The following is a 23,985-nucleotide window of genomic DNA, read 5'->3' on the forward strand; positions in this document are numbered from 1 at the left end:
AAGGTCAGCCGCTGGCGATAGTGCCCGTGCCGCGCATCCCATCGGCGGGACGCGAGATCATTGCCGAGCCGAGCATCACCGCACGGCGTGCATCTCCAGAAACGCCTTCACGCCGGTCACGTTGCCGGTATCCGACGGCACGTAGCCGGGCAGGGTGGCGACGGCGGCACGGAAATCGGCGCTGCGCATGATCTCCAGGATGCGCTGCATCGGCCCGGTATCGAGGAAGGCGCGCTTGCAGACGAAGAAATAATCCTCGGTGAGGATGCGGATGAAATCGAGGCCGAAGTGGCGGGCGGCCGCCTCGACACCAAAACTCGCATCCGCCATGCCGCTTGCGACGTAGGCTGCGACCGCCGCATGGGTGAACTCGATCTGCTGCGCGCCGTTGATCTTGCTCTCGTCGATGCCGTTCGCGGCAAGCAGCTGGTCGAACAACAGGCGCGTGCCGGAATCATGGTCGCGGTTGACGAAGCGGACTTTTGGCCCGGTGAGGTCATGAAGCGAGGCGATGCGCAGCGGATTGCCGCGCGCGACCATCAGCCCCATCTCGCGCGTGACGAAACTGATGATGCGATCCTCGCGCGGGTCGAGCCATTCGCGCGCCGCCTTGATGCCTTGCGCGCGCAACGCGCCGTGCGGCAGATGCAGGCCGGAGAGGTCGCAGGCGCCTTGCGCCAGCGCGACCAGCGAATGCTGGTTGCTGACATAGCGCAGGTCGACGCCGATGCCGGGCTCGCGATCGAGGAATTCGCGCAGTTTTGCCACGGCAAAGCCGTGGCTGGCATGAACGCGGATCACCGAAGGGCGCTGTTCGAGGAACGGCTTTATCTCGCTCGCCAGCTCCTGCGCCAGATTTTCGAGCTGTGGCCCGAGCCGGGCCTGCATGCGTTCGCCGGCCCACACCAGCCGCTCGCCGAACGGCGTGAGCTTCGAGCCCTTGCCGCGCTGGGTCTCGACCAGAGGGGTTCCGAAGAACTCCGACCATTGCTCGATCAGATTCCAGACGTGCCGGTAGGACAGGTGCACATCGCTGGCCGCGCTCGTGATCTTTCCGGTCTTCCTGATTTCGTTGAGGACGCCGAGCATGATCACGGCGGTGCGCGGGCTGCCCTCGTGGCGAAATCGCCAGACGGCCTCGATCTCGATCTGAAGCATCTGAAATCCTTATGAACTACGCTTCATATGTAAGGCGTCCATTGGCAAACCATATCATATTTACTCCAGCCAATAGGCGCCTAGTCTGGTATACCAGAACAGGAGAAATATGATGTCCGTTGCATATGACTTTGCGCACTCTCCGGCCACCGAATTCATGGCCCGGCCGCAGCATCTGCTCATCGACGGCCGCCGCGTCCCCGCCAGCTCCGGCCGTACCTTCAAATCCCTCAATCCCGCCACCGGGCAGGTCATCGCCGTCGTCGCCGAAGGCGGCGAGGCCGATGTCGAGCATGCCGTGGCAGCCGCGCGCCGGGCATTCGAAGGTCCGTGGCGTACGATGCGCGCCTCGGAGCGCGGCCAGATACTGCTGCGCTGGGCGGATCTGCTTAAGGCACACGCCGAAGAAATCATCGAGCTCGAGTCGATCGATGCCGGCAAGCCGATCTCCGCGACGACGCGCCAGGATTTTCCAGCTGCCGTTGACACGCTGATCTATTACGCCGGCTGGGCCGACAAGATCAGCGGCGACGTCGTGCCGGTACGTGACGATGCATTGACTTATACAGTGCGCGAGCCGGTCGGCGTGGTCGCGGCGATCGTGCCGTGGAATTTCCCGCTGATGATCGGCATGTGGAAGCTCGCGCCGGCGCTGGCCTGCGGCTGCACCATCGTGATGAAGCCGGCCGAGCTGACCTCGCTGTCGGCGCTGCGCATCGCCGAGCTCGCGCTCGAAGCGGGCCTGCCGGCGGGCGTCTTCAACGTCGTCACCGGTCCGGGCCGGGTCGTCGGCGACGCACTGGTCAATCACCCTGACGTGGACAAGGTGACCTTCACCGGCTCGCCCGGCGTCGGCCGCGGAATCATGAAGGGCGCGGCCAGCAACTTCAAGCGCGTCTCGCTCGAGCTCGGCGGCAAGTCGGCCAACGTCATCTTTGACGATGCCGATCTCGAAGCGGCGTCCAAGGCTGCGGCCTCAGGCATCTTCTTCAATGCCGGCCAGGTGTGCTCGGCCGGCTCCCGCGTGCTGGTGCAGGAGAAGGCGTACGACGAGGTCGTCGAGCGTCTCGCGGCGCGCGCAAAGTCGCTCAGGATCGGCGATCCGCTCGATCGCAAGACGGTGCTCGGCCCCGTCATCTCCGAGAAGCAGATGAAGTCGATCCTCGACTATGTCGACATCGGCCAGAAGGAGGGCGCGACCCTCGTCACCGGCGGCGAGAAGGTCGGCGATCGCGGCTATTTCATCAGCCCCGCGGTGTTCGCAGGCGTCGTACACGAGATGCGGATCTCGCAGGAGGAGATTTTTGGCCCCGTCGTCAGCGTCATCAAGTTCAAGGACGAGGCCGATGCGCTCAGGATCGCCAACGGCACGGCCTACAGCCTCGCCGCCGGCGTCTGGAGCCGCGACATCGGCAAGCTCCAGCGCTTCGCCAAGCGGGCGCGTGCGGGCACGGTCTGGATGAACACCTATGGCTACACCGACGTGCGCCTGCCCTGGGGCGGCGAGCGCGACTCCGGCCTCGGCCGTGAGCACGGCACCGCCGCGCTCGACAATTTCACCGAGCCCAAGGCTGTCTGGATGAATCTGGCCGTCTGATAACCTCCCGATCGGCCAATCCTGGGCCCGCCTGATCGTCCGGTCAGGCGGGCTCTCTTTTCGACATCGATAAAATTGTCTGCATTCCGCTCAGCGGCGGCAAACCCTGCGGACAAGAAGGCCGCTGCCTTAAACCTCGGCTTTGGAACCGGCGTGCTTCCTGCCTGCAAAAGGTTGGGGCATCGACATGTCTGTTCTCAGGGAGATCGTTGCGGCGGTTGCGGGAGTCTACGCGCTCCTGTTCGTCTGCGACGCATTGTTCGGCGTCGGCGAGGCGCGTTTCGACGACGCCTATTACAGCGCCAGCTTCTACGCGCCGCGGCCGAAGGAATTCCGCTTCGCCAGCGATACGCCGCCGGCGGTCCGCGTCAGCGAGGCCTTCGCGCAGTTTGCGCCGGGCGAGGCCAAGCCGAACCGGCGCTACTCGTCTCTGACGACGATCATTCGCTAACGTTCGGCCATTCAGGCTTGCTCCGGCGCCGGGGTGTTGCCGGGATGCTGCCCCGCGCGTTGCGGGAGCAGCAGCAGGCACCCCAGCATAAAAGCTGCGATCACGACCGAGGCCAGCGGCCGGCTCAGCGCCAGGCCGCCGTGGTCGAGCGGCTTGTCGAGAAAGTCGCCGACGGTCGCCCCCAGCGGATGCGTCAAGATGAAGGCGGCCCAGAACAACGTGACGCGTGAGACGCGCGTCCAGAAATAAAGTGCTGCGATAACGGCGAGTCCGGCCGCGAAGATCAGTGCGCCACCGCGATAGCCCATATCCCCGGTATCCGCGATCCAGTCGCCGAGCGCAGTACCCAGTGTTTGTGAAAAGGTGATCGCGCCCCAATAGAACGCCTCAACGCGCGGTGTGCTGACGCTGTTGACCGAGATCGTTCCCTCGGCGCGATACCAGAAGCCGAGCACCAGCACGAGACAAGTGAGCAGCAGCGTCGAGCCGCCGGTATAGCCGATGCCGAGCGAGCGGTCGGCGAAGTCAGCCATCGTGGTGCCGAAGGTGGTCGATGCGACGATGGTGGCCCAATACAGTGCTGGATGGAATTTGCGCGCGCGGACCTGCGCCGCGACCAGGACGATCATGGCCGCGAGGAACAGGCAAGTCCCGGCGAGATAGCCCCAGTTCAGCGTCATGGTGACGGTGTCGCCGCCGGTCTCGCCGAGCGTGGTGGCGGCGATCTTGATGATCCAGAAGCCGAGCGTGACCTCGGGGACCTTGCTCTCGTTGCTGATACTGCTTTTGGTCTGATCTTCCATTGTGTCCTCGTTGATGCGTCAGCCGCGGACCGGGATCCGCGGCTGACGGGATGATGGCGCGCAGAGGCGTCAGGACTTCGCGGCGGTATCCATGGCCGCGAGCAGATCTGCGACCGCCTGTTTGCACTTCGCCGCATCCGGCGCGCCCGCGCGCAGCGCCTCCAGCGCGCGGTCGATCGCCTTGTCGACGGTGTGCCAATCGGCTGCCGCGCGCGGCTTCAATCCGGCTTCGGCTTCGTCCCATTTGGTCTCGAGGTCCTTGATCCTTGTCTTGGCGGCGGGGAGGTCGCCCTTGTCGATCAGCGCGGCGACGTCGACCACGATGCTCCGGAACGGCGTGAGATCGCCAAGCTTTGCGGTCGCGGCTTCCGCGAGCGGCACGAAGGTGAAGTGCTGGCTCGCGTGCATGTGCGGTTCGCCCGCGAAGGTCGTCAGCAGGCAGACGGCGACGGCGGAAATCAGTTTCATCATGTGGTTTCTCCTGGTGGAGCCCCTGCTTCATGCAGGGAGCGGGATTTCGCGGTTGAAGCTATTACGCCGGATCGGCGCGGCGCCTGCCGTCGCCCTCGAAAGAGACCCAGGCGACGAGGCCGACGATCACGGTCAGGAAGGCGATGCTGGTCTGGATCGTGCCGAGGCCGATGCCGCCGTACTCGCGCGATTGCGAGAGCAGATCGCCGAGCGAGGCGCCAAGCGGGCGGGTCAGGATGTAGGCAAGCCAGAAGGTGAGGACGGGATTGGCGCCGAAATAATAGGCCATCATCACCGCCGCGATCAGCACGCCGAAGGCGGCGACGCCGAGCTGGAAACCGAGACCAAGTGCTTCGGTGGCAAGATCGCCTGCGGCCGTGCCGAGCGCGAAGGTGAACAGGATTGCCGTCCAATAAAACAGCTCGCGCCGCGTCGTCACGATGCTGTGGATCGATAGCGTGCGCTCGACGCCGTACCAGACCGCAAAGGTCGCGGCGAGCGCGCAAGCGAACGCCGCTGTGCTGATGTAGAGGCTGATCTCGAGCTTGTCGGTCAGGAGATCCGTGAGCTGCGTGCCGACGATACTGACGAGAACGACGGTCAGCCAGTAGATCCAGGGCACGTAGACGCGGCGGTTCAGTTGCAGCAGCAGTGCCGCGACCAGCAGGACGCTCATGCAGATCGCGGTCAGGCTGGCGCCGAGGCCGACATGCACCGCGAGATAGTCGGCGCCGGTCTCGCCAACCGTGGTCGAGAGAATCTTGATGGCCCAGAAGATCGCCGTGACCTCCGGAACCTTGTTCAGCATCCGTCTTGCGCCAAGACCTGAATATTGCGACACGCCCAAATCTCCCAAAGCCGAAGCGATGCGAGACCGTCGCGCAGGCGACTTAGGCCGGGCTTAGGGACGAGAATTTTCAATGCGGGGCGGCCTTCGCCGCATTTTGGGCCTGCTGGCGCTCCCTAACTCTGCGCTAAGTCGGAACGGTCATGATTTTGACGGCCGGATGGCCCGGCGGTTTCGAGGATCGAGCTTTGCGGGTTTTGCTGATCGAAGACGACAGGATGGTTGGGGCCGCCGTCGAGCAGGCGCTGAAGGATGCTGCCTACGCCGTCGACTGGGTGAGGGATGGCGAGTCCGCGCTGCTTGCCGCCTCAGCCGAGTCTTACGAGGTGCTGCTGCTCGATCTCGGCCTGCCGAATGCGGACGGTCGGGATATCCTGCGGCAGTTGCGCGCGAATGGCTGCAGGTGCCCGGTCATTATCGTCACCGCGCGGGATGGCGTCGATCACAGGATCGAAGGCCTCGATCTCGGCGCCGACGATTATCTGGTCAAGCCGTTCGAGATACGCGAATTGCTGGCGCGGATGCGGGCGGTGCTTCGCCGCGAAGGCAGCGGTGCGCCCGCCGTGCTTGGCAACGGCAAGCTCAGTCTCGATCCCGCGACCCGCGAGGCTTCTCTGTCTGGCCAAACGGCCCTCCTGACCGCGCGCGAGTTCGCGCTGCTCCAGGCTTTGTTGACGCGCCCCGGCACCATCCTGTCGCGGAGCGAGCTCGAGCGGCAGCTTTACGGCTGGAACGAGGAGGTCGAAAGCAACGCGGTCGAATTCCTGATCCACACCATCCGCAAGAAGCTCGGCACGGAGGCGATCCGCAACGTGCGCGGGATGGGATGGATGGTGGATCGCGCGCCATGATCAACTCGCTACGCGGCCGGCTGTTCATCAGCTTGACGACGATCGTGCTGGTGACCGGCCTCATCGGGGGCGTCTTCGCACACCGGTGGGCATTCGATGAGGCGATCGAGACGCAGGACTCCGTGCTGATCCAGATCGCGGGCCTCGTTCAGAGTGGTGGCTTCACCGGAGCTCAGGACCTCCATGGGGTCGATGAAAACTCCGAAGTCTGGCTGATGGAGCTGGGCAGGACGCCGCAAGGCACACCCGAGGAACGCCAGTTGTGGCGGCTTCAGGATGGGATGCGCGATGCAACGCGACAGGGAAAGCCGGTCCGGGTGGTGCTGAGGACGCGATCCGACGGCAGCCGGTTTGCCGTGGCCCAGAGCACGGGGGTCAGGGATGAGATCGCAAGTGACATGGCGCTCCGCACCGTGCTTCCGATCGCCGCGCTGATCCCTTGCCTGATGCTGGTGATCGCCTTTGTCATTGCCGGATCGCTTCGACCCATGGTCCGGCTGGCGGACGAACTCAACGCACGGCGTGCGGATGACATGACGGCCTTGCCGCTTCGCGACCTCCCAAGCGAACTGAATCCGTTCGTGTCTTCCATCAATGGCCTGTTGCAGCGCATGCACGAGATGATAGGGCAGCAGCGAAGGTTTATCGCGGACGCCGCGCACGAACTGCGCACACCGCTTACGGCGTTGAGCGTACAGGCTGAGAATCTCGATCACGTCGAACTGCCACCGGCCGCGCGCGAGCGCCTTGCGGCGCTTCGGCAGGGCATGAGTCGCAGCAAGCATCTTCTGGAGCAGTTGCTTGCGCGGGCACGACACGACGCTGCGTCCACCGATTGCGGGCAATGGGAGGTTGTGGAGCTCGATCATGCGGCGAAGAGCGTCATCGCCGATCTCTTGCGGGAGGCGATCAGCCGCGGCGTCGATCTCGGTTTCGAACGGGCCGAGTCTGTTCCGGTGCGCGGCGAGCCGGTCATGCTCGCAGCCATGATCCGCAATCTTCTCGATAACGCGCTCCGTTTCACGCCGGCGGGCGGCAGGATCGATGTGGCGATTTACCGGGACTGTGCCATGGCTGTGCTTCGGATCGAGGACAATGGGCCGGGCGTGTCCCCCGAAGAGATCGGCCGGATATTCGAGCCGTTCTTCCGTGGGCAGCGGCCGGAAGGCGAGGGCGTCGGTCTGGGCCTCTCGATCGTCAAGCGGATTGTCGATCGACTCGAGGGATCGATCGACGCTGCGAACATCACGGAGGGCGAACGAAGCGGATTGCGGATCGTCATCAAACTGCCCGCGGCGGCCGCATAATGTCACTCCCCCTGGATCCATTCCGCGACGCCGCGCCACAGCGTGTCGCGGTGCTCGGGGCGGAAGAAGCCGAAATGGCCGATCGCCTTGGCGCCGACGTCGGACGGCTTCACCGTCAGCACCTCCGGCTTGATCGCGGTGAAGCCGCTCGCGAGCAGCTCGACCGCGGGCCGCGTCGCCCAGGGATCGTCGGAGAAGCAGAGCGCGCGCAGCTCGCCCTTGAACTTTGCGAAGTTCTCCAGCGCCGGCAATTTGGAGTCGAACAGATAGCGCGGGCTGGAGACCCAGTCGGCCCATTGCAGGAAGACGCCCTTGGGCAGATCCTCGCCGATGCCGGCCCAGGCCGGCGCGTAGCCGAGCGCGTGGACGAGCGGCACGCCGACGAAATTCATGAAGGCGTAGACGCGATATCTTTCCGGCGACGCCATCAGCCGCCAGGTCGCGGCCTGCGAGGCCACGAAAGCGGCGCGTAAAATGTCGCTGTTGTTTTCGATCAATCCCAGCGCCTGGCCGCCGAAGGAGTGGCCGACATAGGCGAGCGGCAGGGTGGTGTAGCGCTCGCGCATCCAGCGCACCGCGGCGGTGACATCCTGCGCGGCCCAGTCCGACATCGAGGCCCTGAAGCCGACCAGCGATTTCGGCTGGTTGTAGCCGACCATCGCCGGCTGCCGGGAATCGCCGATGCCGCGATAATCGTAGGTCAGGACCGCGCAGCCGCGATGGGCGAGGTAGGAGGCAAAGCCGCGATAGATCTTTCGCGGGACGGCGGTGGCGGAGTTGATCAGCACGGCATGGCGTTTGGTGCCGCGCGGCAGGAACAGGGTGCCTGCCAGCGGATACCCGTCCGTCGCCGGGAAGGTGATCTCGTCGATGAAAACGTCGTCGCGCGCCGCGTCCATGGGCAGCCGATGTCCTGCCAGTTTCCTTGCCGGCCCTCAGCAAATGCGAATTCGGCTTTCCCCGCAAGGGTTTGCAGTGCGAAATGGATTTACAACTGGCGGCGGGGGACCGGGCTGTGTATAAGGCGGCCCTCGCAACCCACAGATCAGGTTGTGCTTTTTTACTTCACGGAGAGATTGCGATGTCCGAGCGGTGGACGCCCGAGTCCTGGCGCAGCAAGCCGGTGCTACAGGTGCCCGATTATCCCGACGCCAAGGCCCTGGCCGACGTCGAGGCGCAGCTTGCGACCTTTCCGCCGCTGGTGTTCGCGGGCGAGGCGCGCAATCTGAAGAAGTCGCTGGCCCGCGTTGCGGCCGGCGAGGCCTTCCTGCTCCAGGGCGGCGATTGCGCCGAGAGCTTTGCCGAGCACGGCGCCAACAACATCCGCGATTTCTTCCGCGTACTGCTCCAGATGGCGGTGGTGCTGACCTATGCCGGCGCGGTGCCGGTGGTGAAGGTTGGCCGCATTGCCGGCCAATTCGCAAAACCGCGGTCGTCGCCGACCGAGAAGATGAACGGCGTCGAGCTGCCGAGCTATCGCGGCGACATCGTCAACGACATCGCCTTCACCAAGGAAGCGCGCGTGCCGGACCCGCAGCGCCAGCTGATGGCCTATCGCCAGTCGGCTGCGACGCTGAACCTGCTGCGTGCGTTCGCGACCGGTGGTTACGCCAATCTCGGCAGTGTGCATGAGTGGATGCTCGGCTTCCTCAAGGATAGCCCGCAGTCCCGCCGCTACAAGGAGCTGGCCGACCGCATCTCGGACGCGCTCAATTTCATGCGCGCCTGTGGCCTCGATCTCGAGGCCCATCCCGAGCTGCGCTCGACCGATTTCTACACCAGCCACGAAGCGTTGCTGCTCGGCTACGAGCAGGCCATGACCCGCGTCGATTCCACCACCGGCGACTGGTACGCGACCTCGGGCCACATGATCTGGATCGGCGACCGCACCCGCCAGCTCGATCACGGCCATGTCGAATATTTCCGCGGCATCAAGAACCCGATCGGCCTGAAGTGCGGCCCGTCGCTCAAGCCCGACGAGCTGCTGAGGTTGATCGACGTGCTCAACCCCGACAACGAGCCGGGCCGGCTGACGCTGATCAACCGCTTCGGCTCCGACAAGGTCGCCGACCATCTGCCGGGACTGATCCGCGCCGTGAAGCGCGAGGGCAGGGTTGTGGTCTGGTCGTGCGATCCCATGCACGGCAACACCATCACCTCGACGTCGGGCTACAAGACACGCCCGTTCGATCGCGTCCTGTCGGAGGTGAAGTCGTTCTTCACCATCCATGCGGCGGAAGGCACGCACGCCGGCGGCGTGCATCTGGAGATGACCGGTCAGGACGTCACCGAGTGTATCGGCGGCGCCCGCGCGATCACCGACGAGGATCTCAATGACCGCTACCACACGGTCTGCGATCCCCGCCTCAATGCCGAGCAATCGATCGACATGGCTTTCCTGATCGCGGAGCTCCTCAAGCAGGAACGCGCCGGCAAGGCCAGGCCGATGCCGGTCGCCGCGGGGCTCTAACACCTTGCTGCGGATCTGGAAGGCGACGATCAATTCACGCAACGGTCTGGCCTTCGCGTTCCGGTCGGAGCAGGCCGTTCGCGAGGAGATTTTTGCGCTCATCCTGTCGGTGCCGCTGGCGTGGTTCGTCGCCGCGACGGCGCTGCGGGCGGTCGAACTGGTCTGTTCGGTTGCGTTCGTGCTGACGGTCGAGCTGCTCAACACCGCGATCGAGAAGCTTGCCGACCGGCTGACCATGGATCACGACAAGCAGATCGGCCGGGTCAAGGACATGGGCTCGGCCGCGGTCGGCGTTGCGCTGCTGATGGCCGGCGCGTTCTGGATCATCGCCATCGTCGAGCGATTGGGGTTCCTCTGAAGCGGAGTGCGGCGGCCATGACCGAACGTCTCAACGTATTCGCGGTCACGCTCGCCCAGCTCAATCCGACCATGGGCGACATCGAGGGCAATGCCGCGAAGGTGCGTGACGCGCGCGCGCAAGCCAGGTCCGACGGCGCCGATCTCGTGCTGTTTCCGGAATTGTTCATCGCCGGCTACCCGCCGGAAGATCTGGTGCAGAAGCCGGCGTTCCAGGACGCCTGCCGCGCCGCGATCGAGGCGCTCGCGCGCGAGACCGCCGATGGCGGCCCGGCGGTGCTGGTCGGCACGCCCTGGATCGAGGACGGCAGGCTCCATAATGCCTGCGCGCTGCTCGATGGCGGAAAAATCGCCGCACTTCGCTTCAAGTGCAATCTGCCGAATTACGGCGTGTTCGACGAGAAGCGGCTGTTTTCGCGCGGACCTGCCGCAGGTCCCGTGACCGTGCGCGGCGTGCGCATCGGCGTGCCGATCTGCGAGGACATCTGGCTGGAGGAGTCCGAGGATTACGAGAACGTGGTCGAGACGCTGGCCGAGACCGGCGCCGAGATCATCCTGGTGCCGAACGGCTCGCCCTATGCCCGCGACAAGAGCGACGTGCGCCTCTCTGTCGCCGTGGCGCGTGTCACCGAGAGCGGTCTGCCGCTGGTCTATCTCAACCAGGTTTGCGGCCAGGACGAGCTGGTGTTCGACGGCGGTTCCTTCGCGCTCAACGGCGATCTCTCGCTCGCGGCGCAATTGCCGGCGTTCGAAGAGAGCGTCACCACATTGCGCTTCACCAGGAACGGCGAGGATTGGCGCTGCGCGGGGCCGATTGCCGCGCAGCCCGAGGGCGACCACGCCGACTACGCCGCCTGCGTGCTGGGCTTGCGCGACTATGTCGCCAAGAACGGCTTTCCCGGCGTGCTGCTCGGCATTTCCGGCGGCATCGACTCCGCTCTCTGCGCAGCGATCGCCGTCGATGCGCTCGGTGCGGACCAGGTGCACGGCGTGATGCTGCCTTACCGCTACACGGCGGCGAGCTCGATCGCGGACGCGGGCGAGCTCGCCGGGCATCTCGGAATCCGCTACGAGGTGCTGCCGATCGCTGAGGCCGTGACCGGCTTTGAGACCATCCTGTCCGGCATCTTCAAGAATCTGCCGCCCGATATCACCGAGGAAAACCTGCAGGCCCGCACCCGCGGCACGCTGCTGATGGCGATCTCCAACAAGACCGGGCTGATGGTGGTGACGACCGGCAACAAGTCGGAAATGTCGGTCGGCTACGCCACGCTCTATGGCGACATGAACGGCGGCTTCAATCCGATCAAGGATATCTACAAGACGCAGGTGTTTCGGCTGGCCGCGCTGCGCAACCACTGGAAGCCCGACGGCGCGCTCGGGCCTGCGGGCGAGGTGATTCCTCCCGATATCATCACGCGCCCGCCGACGGCGGAGCTGCGCGAGAACCAGACCGACCAGGACTCGCTGCCGCCTTATGACGTGCTCGACGCCATCCTGGAGCGTCTGATCGAGCGCGAGGAGCCGCTCGACAAGATCATCGCCGCCGGCTTCGAGCGCGAGACGGTCACCCGCATCGATCATCTGCTCAACGTCGCCGAATACAAGCGCCGCCAGGCCGCACCGGGCGTGAAGGTGACGGCCAGGAATTTCGGCCGCGACCGCCGCTATCCCATCACCAACCGCTTTCGTGACAAGGGCGAGCCGTTGCCTGCGGCGGACGAGACGCTGGTCTCGCGCGGCAGCACGGCGTCGATCGACGCGTTCGAGGGCTGATGCGAGCCGCGCGGCGATGGCGCCCCACCCCTGTCATCATCCGCGAAGGCGGATGATCCCGTACTCCGTGGCGGGCATTGTAGGAACCGACTGCTGACACGGGTTACTGGATGCCCCGCCTTCGCGGGGCATGACAGTGCAAATCAGCTTGCCGCTACGACGGGGTTGCGAAAAACATCACCCGAAGCAAGTGGGTGTATTCGGATTCGAGCACCATGATGGTCACAAACACCATTACCGCGATCGGCGGCAGCAGGATGGCATAGGTGAGGGCCAGCCGCTCCCAGGCCATGTGCATGAAGACGGCGACGATCAGGCCGGCCTTCAACACCATGAACAGCAGGATCAGCGACCACCTGAGGTAGCCGTGTAGGCCAAAGTAGTCGACGAGGTAGGAGCACGTGCTGAGGACGAACAGCCAGCCCCAGACCACGAGGTAGAGCTTGATCGGGTGCTGTTGCCCCTTGGCGTGCACGGCTGCTGTTGCGACTGCGCCGTGCGCCGGAGCGTGGAGCTGGCCTTCCATGTGTACCGCCGCGTTTGTCATGCGCCGACCTCACCAAAGATAGAACAATGCAAAGATGAACACCCACACGAGATCGACGAAGTGCCAGTACAGGCCCATGATCTCGACGATCTCGTAATAGCCCTTGCGGCTTGTGAAGAAGCCGCGCCTCTCGACGTCGAAGTCGCCCCGCCAGACCTTTCGCGCGATCGCGATCAGGAAGATCACGCCGATCGTCACGTGGGTGCCGTGGAAACCGGTGATCATGAAAAAGCTTGAGCCAAACTGCGCCGCGCCCCATGGATTGCCCCAGGGTCGAACGCCCTCCATGATCAGCTTGGTCCATTCGAACGCCTGCATTCCGACGAAGGTTGCGCCGAAGGCCGCCGTGACCAGCATCAGGATTGCGGTTCTCACGCGATCCCGGCGGTAGCCAAAATTGACGGCCATCGCCATCGTGCCGCTGCTGCTGATCAGGACGAAGGTCATGATGGCGATCAGGATCAGGGGGATGTGGTGGCCCCCGATATTGAGGGCGAAGACTTCGCTGGGATTCGGCCACGGCACGGTCGTGGACATGCGCGCCGTCATGTAGGAGAGCAGGAAGCAACTGAAGATGAAGGTGTCGCTGAGGAGGAAGATCCACATCATGGCCTTGCCCCAGGACACGTTCTTGAAGGCGCGCTGATCGGACGCCCAGTCGGCGGCGATGCCGCGCCAGCCTTCAAGCCGCGCAGGCGATTGGCCCGAATGTGTCAGCACGGTTTCAGCCATCTGGTCTCGCCTCCCTAGCTCAGCAATTGACGGCAGATGTTGACGAAATCGTCGGTCCAGCCCGTGAGAAGACCGAGCAGGACAAGCCAGACCAGCAGCAGGAAGTGCCAGTAGATGGCGCACAGCTCCACGCTCAAGCGCATGTCGGCGATCTCGGTGCCGCGCCACACCTTGGCCGAGGTTCGGCCGAGGGCCACCAGGCCACCCGTCAGATGCAGCCCGTGCACTGCGGTCAACAGGTAGAAGAAGGAATTGGCCGGATTGGACGCCACGAAATATCCGGCAGCCCCGAGCCGTTGCCAGGCCAGGAGCTGTCCGGCGAGGAAGATCACGGCAGTTGCTCCGCCGGCGAGCAGACCGATCTTGACGCTCTCGGTATCGTCTCGCCCGGCAGCCACGTACGACCATTGCAGCGCGACACTGCTCAGGACCAGGACGCCCGTGTTGACCCACAGCAGCCGCGGGACCGGCAGCGGCCGCCAGTCCACCACGCTCATGCGCATCGAGTAGGCGCTGATGAAGAGGACGAACAGTGCGCTCGCGACAGCGAGAAACACGCCAAGTCCGACCTTCGCTGCCGGCCAGGTCATGCTATCGCCGCCGGGGAAGTCACCGACCGAGCCTTCCTCCAGCCAGGGCTTGGCCATCAGCCGCTGCTGCGACAGCCACCATCCGGCGATCACCGCAAGCACAGCCAGGAACAGGATGATGGCGCTCACGAAGCAGCTCCCTGAACGAGCTGCGTCGCGCGCGGCGGCTGGTTCTGCGGAATGAAGTCCTCCGCGGCGCCGGGCACACTGTAGTCATAGGCCCAGCGGTACACGATCGGGAGCTCCTTGCCCCAGTTGCCGTGTCCGGGGGGCGTCTCCGGCGTCTGCCACTCCAGCGTCGTCGCCCGCCACGGATTGCCGCCCGAGGCCTCACCCTTGAACAGGCTCCAGGCAAGATTGAACAGGAACACCATCTGGCTGAAGCCGACGGTCAAGGCCACCACGGAGATGAAGGCGTTCAGTGTATGGGCCGAGGACGGGATGAACGCCGTGTCGCCGAGTTCGAAATACCGGCGCGGAACCCCGAGCAGTCCAAGATAGTGCATGGGGAAGAAGATCAGGTAGGCGCCGAGGAAGGTGACCCAGAAGTGAAACTTGCCCAGGACGTCGTTCAGCATCCGTCCCGTGACCTTGGGGTACCAATGATAGATCGCGCCGAGCACGACCATGATCGGTGCCACGCCCATCACCATGTGGAAATGCGCGACCACGAACATGGTGTCCGAGAGGGGCACGTCCACGACGACGTTGCCGAGGAAGAGGCCGGTGAGGCCGCCATTCACGAAGGTGATGATGAAGCCGAGGGCGAACAGCATCGGCACCCTGAGATGAATGTCGCCGCGCCACAGCGTCAGCACCCAGTTGTAGACCTTGATCGCAGTGGGGATTGCGATGATGAGCGTCGTGGTGGCGAAGAAGTACCCGAATTGCGGGAACATGCCGCTCACATACATGTGGTGCGCCCACACGACGAAGCTGAGCGCACCAATCCCCACGATGGCCCAGACCATCATGCGATAACCGAAGATGTTCTTGCGCGCATGCGTGCTGATCAGATCGGAGACGATGCCGAAGGCGGGCAGGGCGACGATGTAGACCTCGGGGTGGCCGAAGAACCAGAACAGGTGCTGGAAGAGCAGCGGGCTGCCGCCGCCATATTTCGAAAGCGTGCCCATCTCGACGAGGGAGGGCATGAAGAAGCTGGTTCCCAGGAGACGGTCGAGCAGCAGCATGACCGAGGCAACGAAGAGTGCAGGGAATGCCAGCAACGCCATGACGGTCGCCGTGAAAATGCCCCACACCGTCAGGGGCAGGCGCATCAACGTCATGCCGCGGGTGCGCGCCTGCAGCACCGTGACCACGTAATTCAAGCCGCCCATCGTGAAGCCGATGATGAACAGGATCAGGGACGACATCATGAGAATGATGCCCCAATCCTGCCCGGGCGTTCCGGAGAGGATGGCTTGCGGCGGGTATAGCGTCCAGCCGGCGCCGGTGGGGCCGCCGGGCACGAAGAATGTCGAGGCCAGCACCAGGACCGCGAGCAGGTAGACCCAGTAGCTCAGCATGTTCACGTAGGGGAAGACCATGTCCCGGGCGCCGACCATCAGCGGGATCAGGTAGTTGCCGAAGCCGCCGAGGAACAATGCGGTGAGCAGATAGATCACCATGATCATGCCGTGCATGGTGATGAACTGGAGGTACTGGTTGGCATCGATGAAAGAGAAGGTGCCGGGGAATCCCAGTTGCAGTCGCATCAGCCACGACAGCACCAGGGCCACCAGCCCGATGGCCGAGGCCGTCAGCGAATACTGAATGGCGATCACCTTGGCGTCCTGCGAGAAGACATACCGTGTCCACCAGCTCCTTGGATGATAGAGCTCGACTTCAGGTACTTCGGCAGGCGGGATGCCTGCGATCCCTTCATATGGAATATCGACCATAGAAACCTCCTCGGTCGTTTCCATCGGGGGTGAGGCATTGGCCTCGTGCACCCGATCTTCGCAGCGGCAGCCTGCTACTTGCCACCGGATTGGTACGTCGCCTTCACGACAGCTCTTGCCGGCGACAATTCGGCAAACGTCTTTTGTTGCTCAAGCCAAGCGTGATATTCACGCTCTTCGTCGACGATGACCTTGGCCCGCATCTGATAATGAGCAGCGCCACAGAGCTCCGCACATAGAACATCGAACGTTCCGGTTCGGATCGGCGTTATCCAGAAGTAGGTCACCATGCCAGGGACCATGTCCATCTTGGCGCGGAATTCGGGCACGTAGAAATCGTGCAGGACATCAACCGAGCGGAGGAGAACCTTGACCGGCTTTCCCATTTGAAGGTGCAGGTCGCCGTTCTCGATTACGACGTCGTCCTGCGCGTGCGGGTCGTCACGATTGAGTCCCATCGGATTGTCGGAAGCGATGTTGCGGACATCGGATGTGCCCAACCGCCCATCCTTGCCTGGAAGGCGGAAGCTCCATTGCCATTGCTGGCCCATGACCTCGACTTCGGTGGCATCCGCAGGCACCGTCACGAACTGGTGCCAGACCACGAGACCAGGCGCCAGCATGGCCGCGACTCCGACGCCGGTCCCGACGCTCAGCCACCATTCGAGCTTTTTGTTTTCCGGATTGTAGTCGGCCCGTCTTCCCTCTTTGTGGTGAAAGCGGAAGACGCAATAGGCCATGAAGGCGATGACCGCGACGAAAACGAATCCCGTGATCCAGAACGTGATGCTGATGGTGTGGTCGATATAGGCCCAGTTCGTGGCGATCGGCGTCCACCACCACGGGCTGTAGAGGTGAAACAGCACCGAGCCGATCGCGACCAGAAGCAGTATCAGTGCGACAGCCATCCTGATCCATCCTTGCCATCGAAGGCTACGGATACGAATCCAGGGCGGAGCTCACGTCTGTCGCGATGGCGGACTTTCTCTACGCGGACATCTATGCTGACATATGCGCCATCACCGCGCCTCTTGCCTCGCCCATTCAACCAGTCGCGATATTCAAGAGGAAGACCGCGACCGCTGGGGGCGTCCAGGCATTTAAAATGATCCCCCGCGAACCCGGCGTCAATAGCATGTCAACACGCTTACGCGGCGTGGGCGATCGATGTTGCCGTGCGAGCTGGCGAGCCTCGGTCGCATTCTCGATGTGATGCATCGCACAAAATATGCGACGCACAATTCACCCAGCCGGGAGCGCTGGTCATTCCAGATCGCGCGCGCTAAGCTCGGGGCGCAGGTCGCGACGGGTTTCGTCCGGCTAAGCTCCTTCCTCGTTGAGCCTGGAACTGCCGTACTCGGCTCGATCGCGTCTCCCGCACATAAGGGCGGATACGCGCGGCCGGAAAGCGCGCCGTTTGCCGCCGCGACTTTCAGCAGAGGAGGGCGTGTCCATGGCCACTCTTTATCCCGACAACATCATAAAGCGGCACCTGTTCGGCGAAGCGGCCTCCTACCCCATTCGCAAGATCAGCTTGTCCGACCTGACCGAGGCCCTACGCCTGGGTTGGGAGGATTTCCAGGCGATGCCGAGCCACGCGATCGTCGTGTGCGTGATTTATCCCGTTCTCGGTCTCGTCCTGTTCAGGATGGTTCTCGGCTATTCGGTGCTGCCGCTCCTGTTTCCGCTGGCTGCCGGCTTTGCCTTGATCGGCCCTTTTGCCGCGATCGGTCTCTATGAACTCAGCCGGCGTCGCGAGCGCGGCGAGGAGGTCGATGCATGGGATGCGATCAAGGTGCTGCGCGCACCGTCGTTCGGCGCCATGGTCGAGCTCGGCGTGCTCCTGCTGGTCCTGTTCGGGGCCTGGATCGGTGTCGCGAACGCAATCTATGTCACGATCTTCGGTCACGCGGCGGCCGCAAGCATTCCCGACTTCGCAACGCGGGTGCTGACGACACCGGAAGGCTGGTCGCTCGTCATCGTCGGTTGCGGTTGTGGCTTCCTGTTTGCGGTTGTGGCCTTGTGCGTCAGCGTCGTGTCGTTTCCGTTGATGCTCGACCGGCATGCGACTGCGATCGACGCGATCCGCACGTCGCTCCGAGCGGTGGCCGCGAATCCGGTTGCGATGGCCGGATGGGGCCTCATCGTCGCGGCGCTGCTCGTGATCGGCTCGCTGCCGTTCTTCGTCGGTCTCGCTGTCGTCCTGCCGGTGCTCGGTCATGCCACCTGGCACCTCTATCGGCGGGTGGTCGAGCCGAATCCGAATCCACCGGACGAGCCGCCGCCGCCCCCGAAGGGAAAGCGCTACGCAGCGGACTTTCCGGCCAATCTCTTCCCGTGGAGCCGCGAGGGTAAGCAGTAACAGCGAAGACGGCCGCACCTGGCGGCCGCCTTCGCGGGGCATGACGGGTTAGAGCCTACTTCTGCTGCTGCGGCAGGAACGTCGGACCGACCGAGCGGATCGGCTTGTTCTCCGACGAATTGGTGGCCGTGCCGGTATCCGCAGGCGCGGCCGCAGCCGGTGTACTGGCCGTCGTCGGCGCGGGAGCCGCGCCCTTCTTGGCAGTCGCGGGCGTGCCCTTGTTGAGCCGCTGCTGCTGCATCTTCTTGGCGCTCTCCTCGGTGACGATGATGTCACCCTGCTGCTCGGCCGCCGCCTTGTCGTCGGCGGATTTCAGCGCGTCGGCCCAGGTCTGGCCTGCGGCCTTGCAGGAGCAGGACGGGTTGAACTCGCTGCGGAATTTGAACGCGGTCGGCAGCGCCGTGTAGGGCTGGCCGCTGGTGGAGACCGCGGAGTTCATGTCCTCGCCGGGATTGCGATGGGTGTAGAGCACGGCTTCCGCGGCCGGGCACAGCGTCTTGCAGGTCTTCTCGTCGTCGGGGAAGCGCGCCGGCACGGTGGCAAACGAGACCGGGAAATAGGCGCCGTCGCAGGTGCGCACGCACACGGTGCGGTAGGTGCCGGATTGCGGTCCGAGATCGGAGGGCGGCACGCCTTGCGGATTGTTGGGGTTGTTGCCGCCGCCGCCGAACAGATTGTTCAGGAAGTTGCCGCCGCCTTGCGATTGCGCGGCGTTGGCATATTGCGGGCCGCAATTGTTCTGCGCCAGCGCCGCCAGCACCGAGCGGCGCTGGTTGTCGCGCTCCGGGCTGAAGCCGCCGGGGCCGCCGCCGCGCAGGCGTTCGAGATTGCCGGTGATCTGGTCCAGATTGGCGCGCATCTGCTGGATCTGGGTGTTGACCGGGCCGCATTGCGCCGACTGGCCGTTGAACAGCGAGAAGAAGCCGGAGGAATCGCAGCCCATGCGCTTGGCCTGCATGGTGACGCGGTCGAGCTCGGCCTGCTGCTTGGCCTGGGAATCCTGATAGCGGCGGATCTGGTCTTCGCGCGCGGGGTCGCCACCGCCGCCGCCACGATCGAGCGCGACGAGCTGGCCTTCCAGCCGCACGCACATCGGATTTGGTCCAAGCCCGTTCTGGCCGGGCTGAGGCGGCGGGCCGGGCGGGCCCGCCTGCGCGAAAGCACCGTTGGCGAGCACGACCGTGCTTAGAAGCACGGTGCAGGCAAGGATGGAGCGAGCACGGGAGAGAGACAAAAATTCAGGCATATCCGCCATTCTAGCGAGGTCACGGCCCGGCGTGATTTTGGGGGCCGACGCGCGCCCTCCAATAGCCGCTTCCTGCGGCATCGTCACGTCGTTTCAGCGGCCGAAAACTGGTCCTAAGGTCCGCCAGCTCCGAGGGAATTCAGCGCTGGCAGGTGATTGCGACATATTCGTCGCAATGGCCATGGGAGCAGTTTGCGCCAGTTTTGGGGACAGAGCCGGTAATTTCGTCGGGATCGACCCGGCGGTAGGCCGACGCCTGGGCAAAATCGCGTGACTGGCAATAGGTGCGCGCGACCTGTGCGCCGCATTTCTCACCCTTGGCGAGGCACTGGTCCACACCGTAGCCGTCCGCCTGGTTGGCGATGATGAAGACGCGGGTCTCGGCGAACGCGCTGGATGCCGCGACGATGGAGGCACAAGAGACGAGCGCGAGCAGGGATCGCATGGGTGCACCGGGGCTTTAGGGAACCGCCGGGTTCCAAGTAAACTCAAAAGGTTAAGGATGATGAACCATCAAGGCGGGGCGGCCGCGCTTTGCGGAGATAAAACGGCGTTTTCGCGGCTCTCTTGACGCGGGGGCGCCTGATAGCCCATATGTGCCCGCATGTACGGTCTCCTCGCCATTTGTGGCATTTGCCGCGAGATTACGAGCTAGCGATTCGCTGGCTGGAGCCGTCTTTTCTCAAAAACATTGAGAGCCTCGGACGCCCGGCCAACAGCCGACGGGTATCCATATGGAATTGCGCCTTTACGATACGCTGAGCCGGGACAAGCGCACCTTCGTGCCGCTCGATGCGAAGAACGTCCGCATGTATGTCTGCGGACCGACCGTCTACGACTTCGCCCATATCGGCAATGCGCGGCCGGTGATCGTGTTCGACGTGCTGTTTCGGCTGCTGCGCCATCTCTATGGCGAGGCGCACGTGACGTATGTCCGCAACATCACCGACGTCGACGACAAGATCAACGACCGCGCCGCGCGCGATTTTCCGGGGCTCCCGCTGAACGAGGCTATCCGGAAAGTCACTGAACAGACCGGCAAGCAGTTTCACGCCGACGTCGATGCGCTTGGTGCACTCCGGCCGAGCGTCGAGCCGCGCGCGACCGAGCATATTGGCGAGATGCGCGAGATCATCGAAAGGCTCGTCAAGGGTGGCTTTGCCTATGCTGCCGAGGACCATGTGCTGTTCTCGCCGCAGGCGATGAACGCGGCCAATTCCGGGTTGCCGCGCTATGGCGCGCTGTCCAATCGCTCGCTGGACGAGATGATCGCCGGCGCCCGCGTCGATGTCGCGCCCTACAAGCACGACGCAACTGACTTCGTGCTGTGGAAGCCGTCCAAGCCGGGCGAGCCGTCATGGCCGTCGCCGGCCGGCATCAAGGCCGAGGGCCGTCCGGGCTGGCACATCGAGTGCTCGGCCATGGCCTGGAAGCACCTCGGCGAATATTTCGACATCCACGGTGGCGGTATCGACCTCGTGTTTCCGCATCACGAGAACGAGGTCGCGCAGACCTGCTGCGCCTTCCACCAGCAGCGCATGGCGAACTACTGGATGCACAACGGCTTCCTCCAGGTCGAGAGCGAGAAGATGTCGAAGTCGCTCGGCAACTTCGTCACCATCCACGAACTGCTCGCGGATTGGCCGGGGGAGGTGCTGCGTCTGAACATGCTGAAGACGCATTACCGCTCGCCGATCGACTGGACCCTGAAGTCGCTGGAGGAGAGCGCCAGGACGCTCGACGACTGGTATCGGGTCGCGGCCGATGCAGAGCCCGGTCAGCCGGCCGCGTCCGTGGTCGAGCCGCTGCTCGATGACCTCAACACGCCGCTGGCGATCGCGGCGCTGCACGGCCTGCGTGGCAGCGACGTGAGCGCGCTGGCGGGCTCGTTGCGCCTGCTCGGCTTCCTCTCCGAAAGCGCTGCGCAGTGGGAAGGGCGCAAGCAGCAGGCCAGCGGGGTCGATGCCAAGGAAGTCGAGCGCCTGATCTCGGAGCGGACGGCCGCCCGTAGCCGCAAGGATTTCAAAGAGTCCGACCGAATTCGCGATTTGCTTGCCGCGATGGGCGTTGCGATCAAGGACTCCAAGGACGGGACGACCTGGGAGGTCGCACGATGAAGCGGCCCGACACGCCTTTCCCAAGGCACTGGCTCTATTACATCGCGCTGAAGATCCTGCTGCTCGCGGCCGCCGTGGCGCTGGCGTTGAAACTCTATGGGATGTGGTGAAGACGATGGGACAGACTTTGCCAAAACCCGGCTTGCGGCCGTTCCTGCCTGATGACGTGCCGGTCCTCGCCGCGATCTTCACGGCAAGCATCGAGGAGCTGACCGGCGAAGACTACAACGAGGCGCAGCAGCAGGCCTGGATGGAGGCGGCGGAAACCGAAGAGTTCGGCAAGCGGCTCGCGGCCGACCTGACGCTGGTCGCGACGCTGGAGGGCTCGCCCGTCGGCTTCGCCTCGCTGCGCGGGGCCGATCACATCCATATGCTCTATGTGCATCCCGCCGTGACCGGTCAGGGCATCGCGACCATGCTGGTGGACGCGCTGGAAAAGCTCGCCGGCGGTCGCGGCGCGACCAGCCTGTCGGTCGATGCCAGCGACACCGCGCAAAACTTCTTCGCCAAGCGCGGCTATGTCGCCATGCAGCGTAACAGCATCACCGTCAACGACGAGTGGCTCGCCAACACCACGATGAAGAAGACGCTCGGAGCCGCACAATGAGCAAGGAGCGTCTCTATCTGTTCGACACCACGCTGCGCGACGGGGCGCAGACCAACGGCGTCGATTTCACCCTGACCGACAAGCAGGTCATCGCGGCGATGCTCGACGATCTCGGCATCGACTATGTCGAGGGCGGCTATCCCGGCGCCAATCCGACCGACACCGAGTTCTTCGGCACCAAGCCCAAGCTCAAGCATGCGCGCTTCACCGCCTTCGGCATGACGCGCCGGGCAGGGCGCTCGGTCTCCAACGATCCCGGCGTGGCCGGGCTCCTTGAGGCGAAGGCTGATGCGATCTGCTTCGTGGCGAAGTCCTCGGCCTATCAGGTGCGCGTCGCGCTGGAGACGACGAAGGAAGAAAATCTGGCGTCGATCCGCGACAGCGTCGCGGCGGCGAAGGCCGCGGGGCGCGAGGTCATGCTCGACTGCGAGCACTTCTTCGACGGCTACAAGGAGGATTCAACCTTCGCGCTCGCCTGCGCCAAGGCCGCCTATGAGGCCGGCGCGCGCTGGGTGGTGCTGTGCGACACCAATGGCGGCACCATGCCGAACGAGATCGAGGCCATCGTCACCGAGGTGACGAAACACATCCCGGGCGACCATGTCGGCATCCACGCCCATAACGACACCGAGCAGGCGGTGGCCAATTCGCTCGCCGCGGTGCGCGCCGGCGCGCGGCAGATCCAGGGCACCTTGAACGGCCTTGGCGAGCGCTGCGGCAACGCCAATCTGTGCTCGCTGATCCCGACGCTGAAGCTCAAGAAGGAGTTTTCGGACGCCTTCGAGATCAGCGTCACGCCCGAAAAGCTCGCAACTCTCGTCAAGGTCTCGCGCACCCTCGACGACATGCTCAACCGCGTGCCGAACCGGCATGCGGCCTATGTCGGCGAGAGCGCCTTCGTCACCAAGACCGGCATTCATGCTTCGGCCGTGCTGAAGGATCCGCAGACCTACGAGCATGTGCTGCCGGAATTGGTCGGCAATCATCGCAAGGTGCTGGTGTCAGACCAGGCCGGACGCTCCAACGTCATCGCCGAGCTGGACCGGGCCGGCATTGCCTACGAGAAGAGCGATCCCAAGCTGACGCGGCTGGTCGAGGAATTGAAGGAACGTGAGGCTGCCGGCTACGCATATGAATCCGCCAACGCCTCGTTCGATCTGCTGGCGCGCCGGACGCTCGGCAAGGTGCCGCATTATTTCGAGGTCGAGCAGTTCGACGTCAATGTCGAGCAGCGCTACAATTCGCACGGCGAGCGCGTCACCGTCGCCCTTGCAGTGGTCAAGGTCGACGTTGCCGGCGAGCGTTTGATCTCGGCCGCCGAAGGCAACGGCCCCGTCAACGCGCTCGACGTCGCGCTGCGCAAGGATCTTGGCAAGTACCAGAAGTACATCGAGGGCCTGACGCTGATCGACTACCGCGTCCGTATCCTCAACGGCGGCACCGGCGCGGTCACGCGCGTGCTGATCGAGAGCGAGGACGAGAACGGCGATCGCTGGACCACGGTCGGCGTGTCCCCGAACATCATCGACGCCTCGTTCCAGGCGCTGATGGATTCGGTGATCTACAAGCTCGTGAAGTCGGGGGCGCCGGCGTAAGACCCGCAACGGCTGTCATACCCCGCGAAGGCGGGGTATCCAGTACGCTGCGGCTTCTCGGCAGCTCTCTGGCGTCTCGGAATACTGGATCGCCCGGTCGAGTGTTCAGCCCGGGGACATGACCGACGGGTGTTCGGGGACATAGCCGACACTTTTTCCGCTCGCCAAGTCGATGATAGCGACTTGGTGGGCGGCAA

23 protein-coding genes are annotated in these 23,985 nt (G+C 64.2%); 11 read left to right on the forward strand and 12 right to left on the reverse strand.

Annotated features, from left to right (window positions below; all coding sequences use genetic code 11):
• Window positions 1-75: 75 nt before the first annotated feature.
• Window positions 76-1,158 (reverse strand): substrate-binding domain-containing protein, encoded by a 1,083-nt coding sequence (locus tag ABIB95_RS40455; protein WP_354248266.1) that lies wholly within the window; start codon window positions 1,156-1,158, stop codon window positions 76-78.
• A gap of 112 nt (window positions 1,159-1,270) precedes the next feature.
• Between ABIB95_RS40455 and ABIB95_RS40460 the strand changes: the two genes are divergently transcribed.
• Both ABIB95_RS40460 and ABIB95_RS40465 read left to right on the forward strand, forming a co-directional pair.
• Window positions 1,271-2,755 (forward strand): aldehyde dehydrogenase family protein, encoded by a 1,485-nt coding sequence (locus tag ABIB95_RS40460; RefSeq protein WP_354248268.1) that lies wholly within the window; start codon window positions 1,271-1,273, stop codon window positions 2,753-2,755.
• Between the two features lie 187 nt (window positions 2,756-2,942).
• On the forward strand, window positions 2,943-3,206 hold the full coding sequence (locus ABIB95_RS40465; protein ID WP_063983997.1) for a hypothetical protein: 264 nt from the start codon (window positions 2,943-2,945) through the stop codon (window positions 3,204-3,206).
• Window positions 3,207-3,217: 11 nt separating this feature from the next.
• Here ABIB95_RS40465 and ABIB95_RS40470 read toward each other — a convergent pair whose 3' ends face one another.
• From ABIB95_RS40470 to ABIB95_RS40480, 3 genes are all read right to left on the reverse strand, one after another.
• Window positions 3,218-4,009, reverse strand: a complete 792-nt coding sequence (locus tag ABIB95_RS40470; RefSeq protein ID WP_354248270.1) for a COG4705 family protein — start codon at window positions 4,007-4,009, stop codon at window positions 3,218-3,220.
• 69 nt (window positions 4,010-4,078) lie between these two features.
• On the reverse strand, window positions 4,079-4,480 hold the full coding sequence (locus ABIB95_RS40475; RefSeq protein WP_502917924.1) for a hypothetical protein: 402 nt from the start codon (window positions 4,478-4,480) through the stop codon (window positions 4,079-4,081).
• A 61-nt stretch (window positions 4,481-4,541) separates the two neighbouring features.
• Window positions 4,542-5,288, reverse strand: coding sequence for a COG4705 family protein (locus tag ABIB95_RS40480; RefSeq protein ID WP_354248298.1), 747 nt, complete (start codon window positions 5,286-5,288; stop codon window positions 4,542-4,544).
• Window positions 5,289-5,515: 227 nt separating this feature from the next.
• Here ABIB95_RS40480 and ABIB95_RS40485 point away from each other — a divergent pair, with 227 nt between their 5' ends.
• Both ABIB95_RS40485 and ABIB95_RS40490 read left to right on the forward strand, forming a co-directional pair.
• Window positions 5,516-6,178 (forward strand): response regulator transcription factor, encoded by a 663-nt coding sequence (locus ABIB95_RS40485; protein WP_354248272.1) that lies wholly within the window; start codon window positions 5,516-5,518, stop codon window positions 6,176-6,178.
• Window positions 6,175-7,485, forward strand: a complete 1,311-nt coding sequence (locus tag ABIB95_RS40490; RefSeq protein ID WP_354248274.1) for an ATP-binding protein — start codon at window positions 6,175-6,177, stop codon at window positions 7,483-7,485. The genes ABIB95_RS40485 and ABIB95_RS40490 overlap by 4 nt, the downstream gene beginning before the upstream one ends.
• Before the next feature lie 2 nt (window positions 7,486-7,487).
• On the opposite strand, the gene ABIB95_RS40495 is transcribed toward ABIB95_RS40490, so the two are convergent.
• Window positions 7,488-8,384 (reverse strand): alpha/beta hydrolase family protein, encoded by an 897-nt coding sequence (locus ABIB95_RS40495; protein ID WP_354248276.1) that lies wholly within the window; start codon window positions 8,382-8,384, stop codon window positions 7,488-7,490.
• Between the two features lie 182 nt (window positions 8,385-8,566).
• Here ABIB95_RS40495 and ABIB95_RS40500 point away from each other — a divergent pair, with 182 nt between their 5' ends.
• From ABIB95_RS40500 to ABIB95_RS40510, 3 genes are read left to right on the forward strand one after another with little or no spacing between them, the layout of a single operon-like run.
• A complete protein-coding gene (locus ABIB95_RS40500) occupies window positions 8,567-9,955 on the forward strand; it encodes a class II 3-deoxy-7-phosphoheptulonate synthase (protein WP_354248278.1) in 1,389 nt (462 codons plus the stop codon).
• 4 nt (window positions 9,956-9,959) lie between these two features.
• On the forward strand, window positions 9,960-10,313 hold the full coding sequence (locus ABIB95_RS40505; protein ID WP_014496149.1) for a diacylglycerol kinase: 354 nt from the start codon (window positions 9,960-9,962) through the stop codon (window positions 10,311-10,313).
• 17 nt (window positions 10,314-10,330) lie between these two features.
• Window positions 10,331-12,088: an NAD+ synthase gene (locus ABIB95_RS40510; RefSeq protein WP_354248281.1), complete on the forward strand. Its 1,758-nt coding sequence runs from the start codon at window positions 10,331-10,333 to the stop codon at window positions 12,086-12,088.
• A 154-nt stretch (window positions 12,089-12,242) separates the two neighbouring features.
• On the opposite strand, the gene ABIB95_RS40515 is transcribed toward ABIB95_RS40510, so the two are convergent.
• The 5 genes from ABIB95_RS40515 to ABIB95_RS40535 form a co-directional block, all read right to left on the reverse strand.
• On the reverse strand, window positions 12,243-12,635 hold the full coding sequence (locus ABIB95_RS40515; RefSeq protein ID WP_085404837.1) for a cytochrome C oxidase subunit IV family protein: 393 nt from the start codon (window positions 12,633-12,635) through the stop codon (window positions 12,243-12,245).
• 9 nt (window positions 12,636-12,644) lie between these two features.
• Window positions 12,645-13,367 (reverse strand): heme-copper oxidase subunit III family protein, encoded by a 723-nt coding sequence (locus ABIB95_RS40520; RefSeq protein ID WP_063983988.1) that lies wholly within the window; start codon window positions 13,365-13,367, stop codon window positions 12,645-12,647.
• Window positions 13,368-13,381: 14 nt separating this feature from the next.
• Window positions 13,382-14,086, reverse strand: coding sequence for a cytochrome c oxidase subunit 3 (locus ABIB95_RS40525; protein WP_354176892.1), 705 nt, complete (start codon window positions 14,084-14,086; stop codon window positions 13,382-13,384).
• Window positions 14,083-15,861, reverse strand: a complete 1,779-nt coding sequence (locus tag ABIB95_RS40530) for a cbb3-type cytochrome c oxidase subunit I (RefSeq protein WP_063986452.1) — start codon at window positions 15,859-15,861, stop codon at window positions 14,083-14,085. The genes ABIB95_RS40525 and ABIB95_RS40530 overlap by 4 nt, the downstream gene beginning before the upstream one ends.
• Window positions 15,862-15,935: 74 nt before the next feature.
• Entirely contained in the window at window positions 15,936-16,769 is an 834-nt protein-coding gene (locus ABIB95_RS40535; protein ID WP_071915136.1) for a cytochrome c oxidase subunit II, read from the reverse strand.
• A 545-nt stretch (window positions 16,770-17,314) separates the two neighbouring features.
• On the opposite strand from ABIB95_RS40535, the gene ABIB95_RS40540 reads away from it, so the two are divergent.
• Window positions 17,315-18,223 (forward strand): DUF2189 domain-containing protein, encoded by a 909-nt coding sequence (locus ABIB95_RS40540; protein ID WP_063983984.1) that lies wholly within the window; start codon window positions 17,315-17,317, stop codon window positions 18,221-18,223.
• A gap of 55 nt (window positions 18,224-18,278) precedes the next feature.
• Here the strand turns inward: ABIB95_RS40540 and ABIB95_RS40545 are convergent, their stop codons facing one another.
• Both ABIB95_RS40545 and ABIB95_RS40550 read right to left on the reverse strand, forming a co-directional pair.
• Entirely contained in the window at window positions 18,279-19,478 is a 1,200-nt protein-coding gene (locus tag ABIB95_RS40545; protein WP_354248283.1) for a DUF2865 domain-containing protein, read from the reverse strand.
• A 130-nt stretch (window positions 19,479-19,608) separates the two neighbouring features.
• Window positions 19,609-19,914, reverse strand: a complete 306-nt coding sequence (locus ABIB95_RS40550) for a hypothetical protein (protein ID WP_166094360.1) — start codon at window positions 19,912-19,914, stop codon at window positions 19,609-19,611.
• A 289-nt stretch (window positions 19,915-20,203) separates the two neighbouring features.
• On the opposite strand from ABIB95_RS40550, the gene cysS reads away from it, so the two are divergent.
• The 3 genes from cysS (at window position 20,204) to cimA (ending at window position 23,788) form a co-directional block, all read left to right on the forward strand.
• Window positions 20,204-21,586, forward strand: a complete 1,383-nt coding sequence (gene cysS / locus ABIB95_RS40555) for a cysteine--tRNA ligase (RefSeq protein WP_354248286.1) — start codon at window positions 20,204-20,206, stop codon at window positions 21,584-21,586.
• Window positions 21,587-21,701: 115 nt separating this feature from the next.
• Window positions 21,702-22,193: a GNAT family N-acetyltransferase gene (locus tag ABIB95_RS40560; protein WP_354248287.1), complete on the forward strand. Its 492-nt coding sequence runs from the start codon at window positions 21,702-21,704 to the stop codon at window positions 22,191-22,193.
• Window positions 22,190-23,788: a citramalate synthase gene (gene cimA / locus ABIB95_RS40565; RefSeq protein WP_028159349.1), complete on the forward strand. Its 1,599-nt coding sequence runs from the start codon at window positions 22,190-22,192 to the stop codon at window positions 23,786-23,788. Before ABIB95_RS40560 ends, cimA begins: the two co-directional genes overlap by 4 nt.
• The last annotated feature ends 197 nt before the right edge of the window (window positions 23,789-23,985 follow it).

This window comes from Bradyrhizobium sp. LA2.1, assembly GCF_040547725.1.
Classification (GTDB): Bacteria; Pseudomonadota; Alphaproteobacteria; order Rhizobiales; family Xanthobacteraceae; genus Bradyrhizobium; species Bradyrhizobium barranii.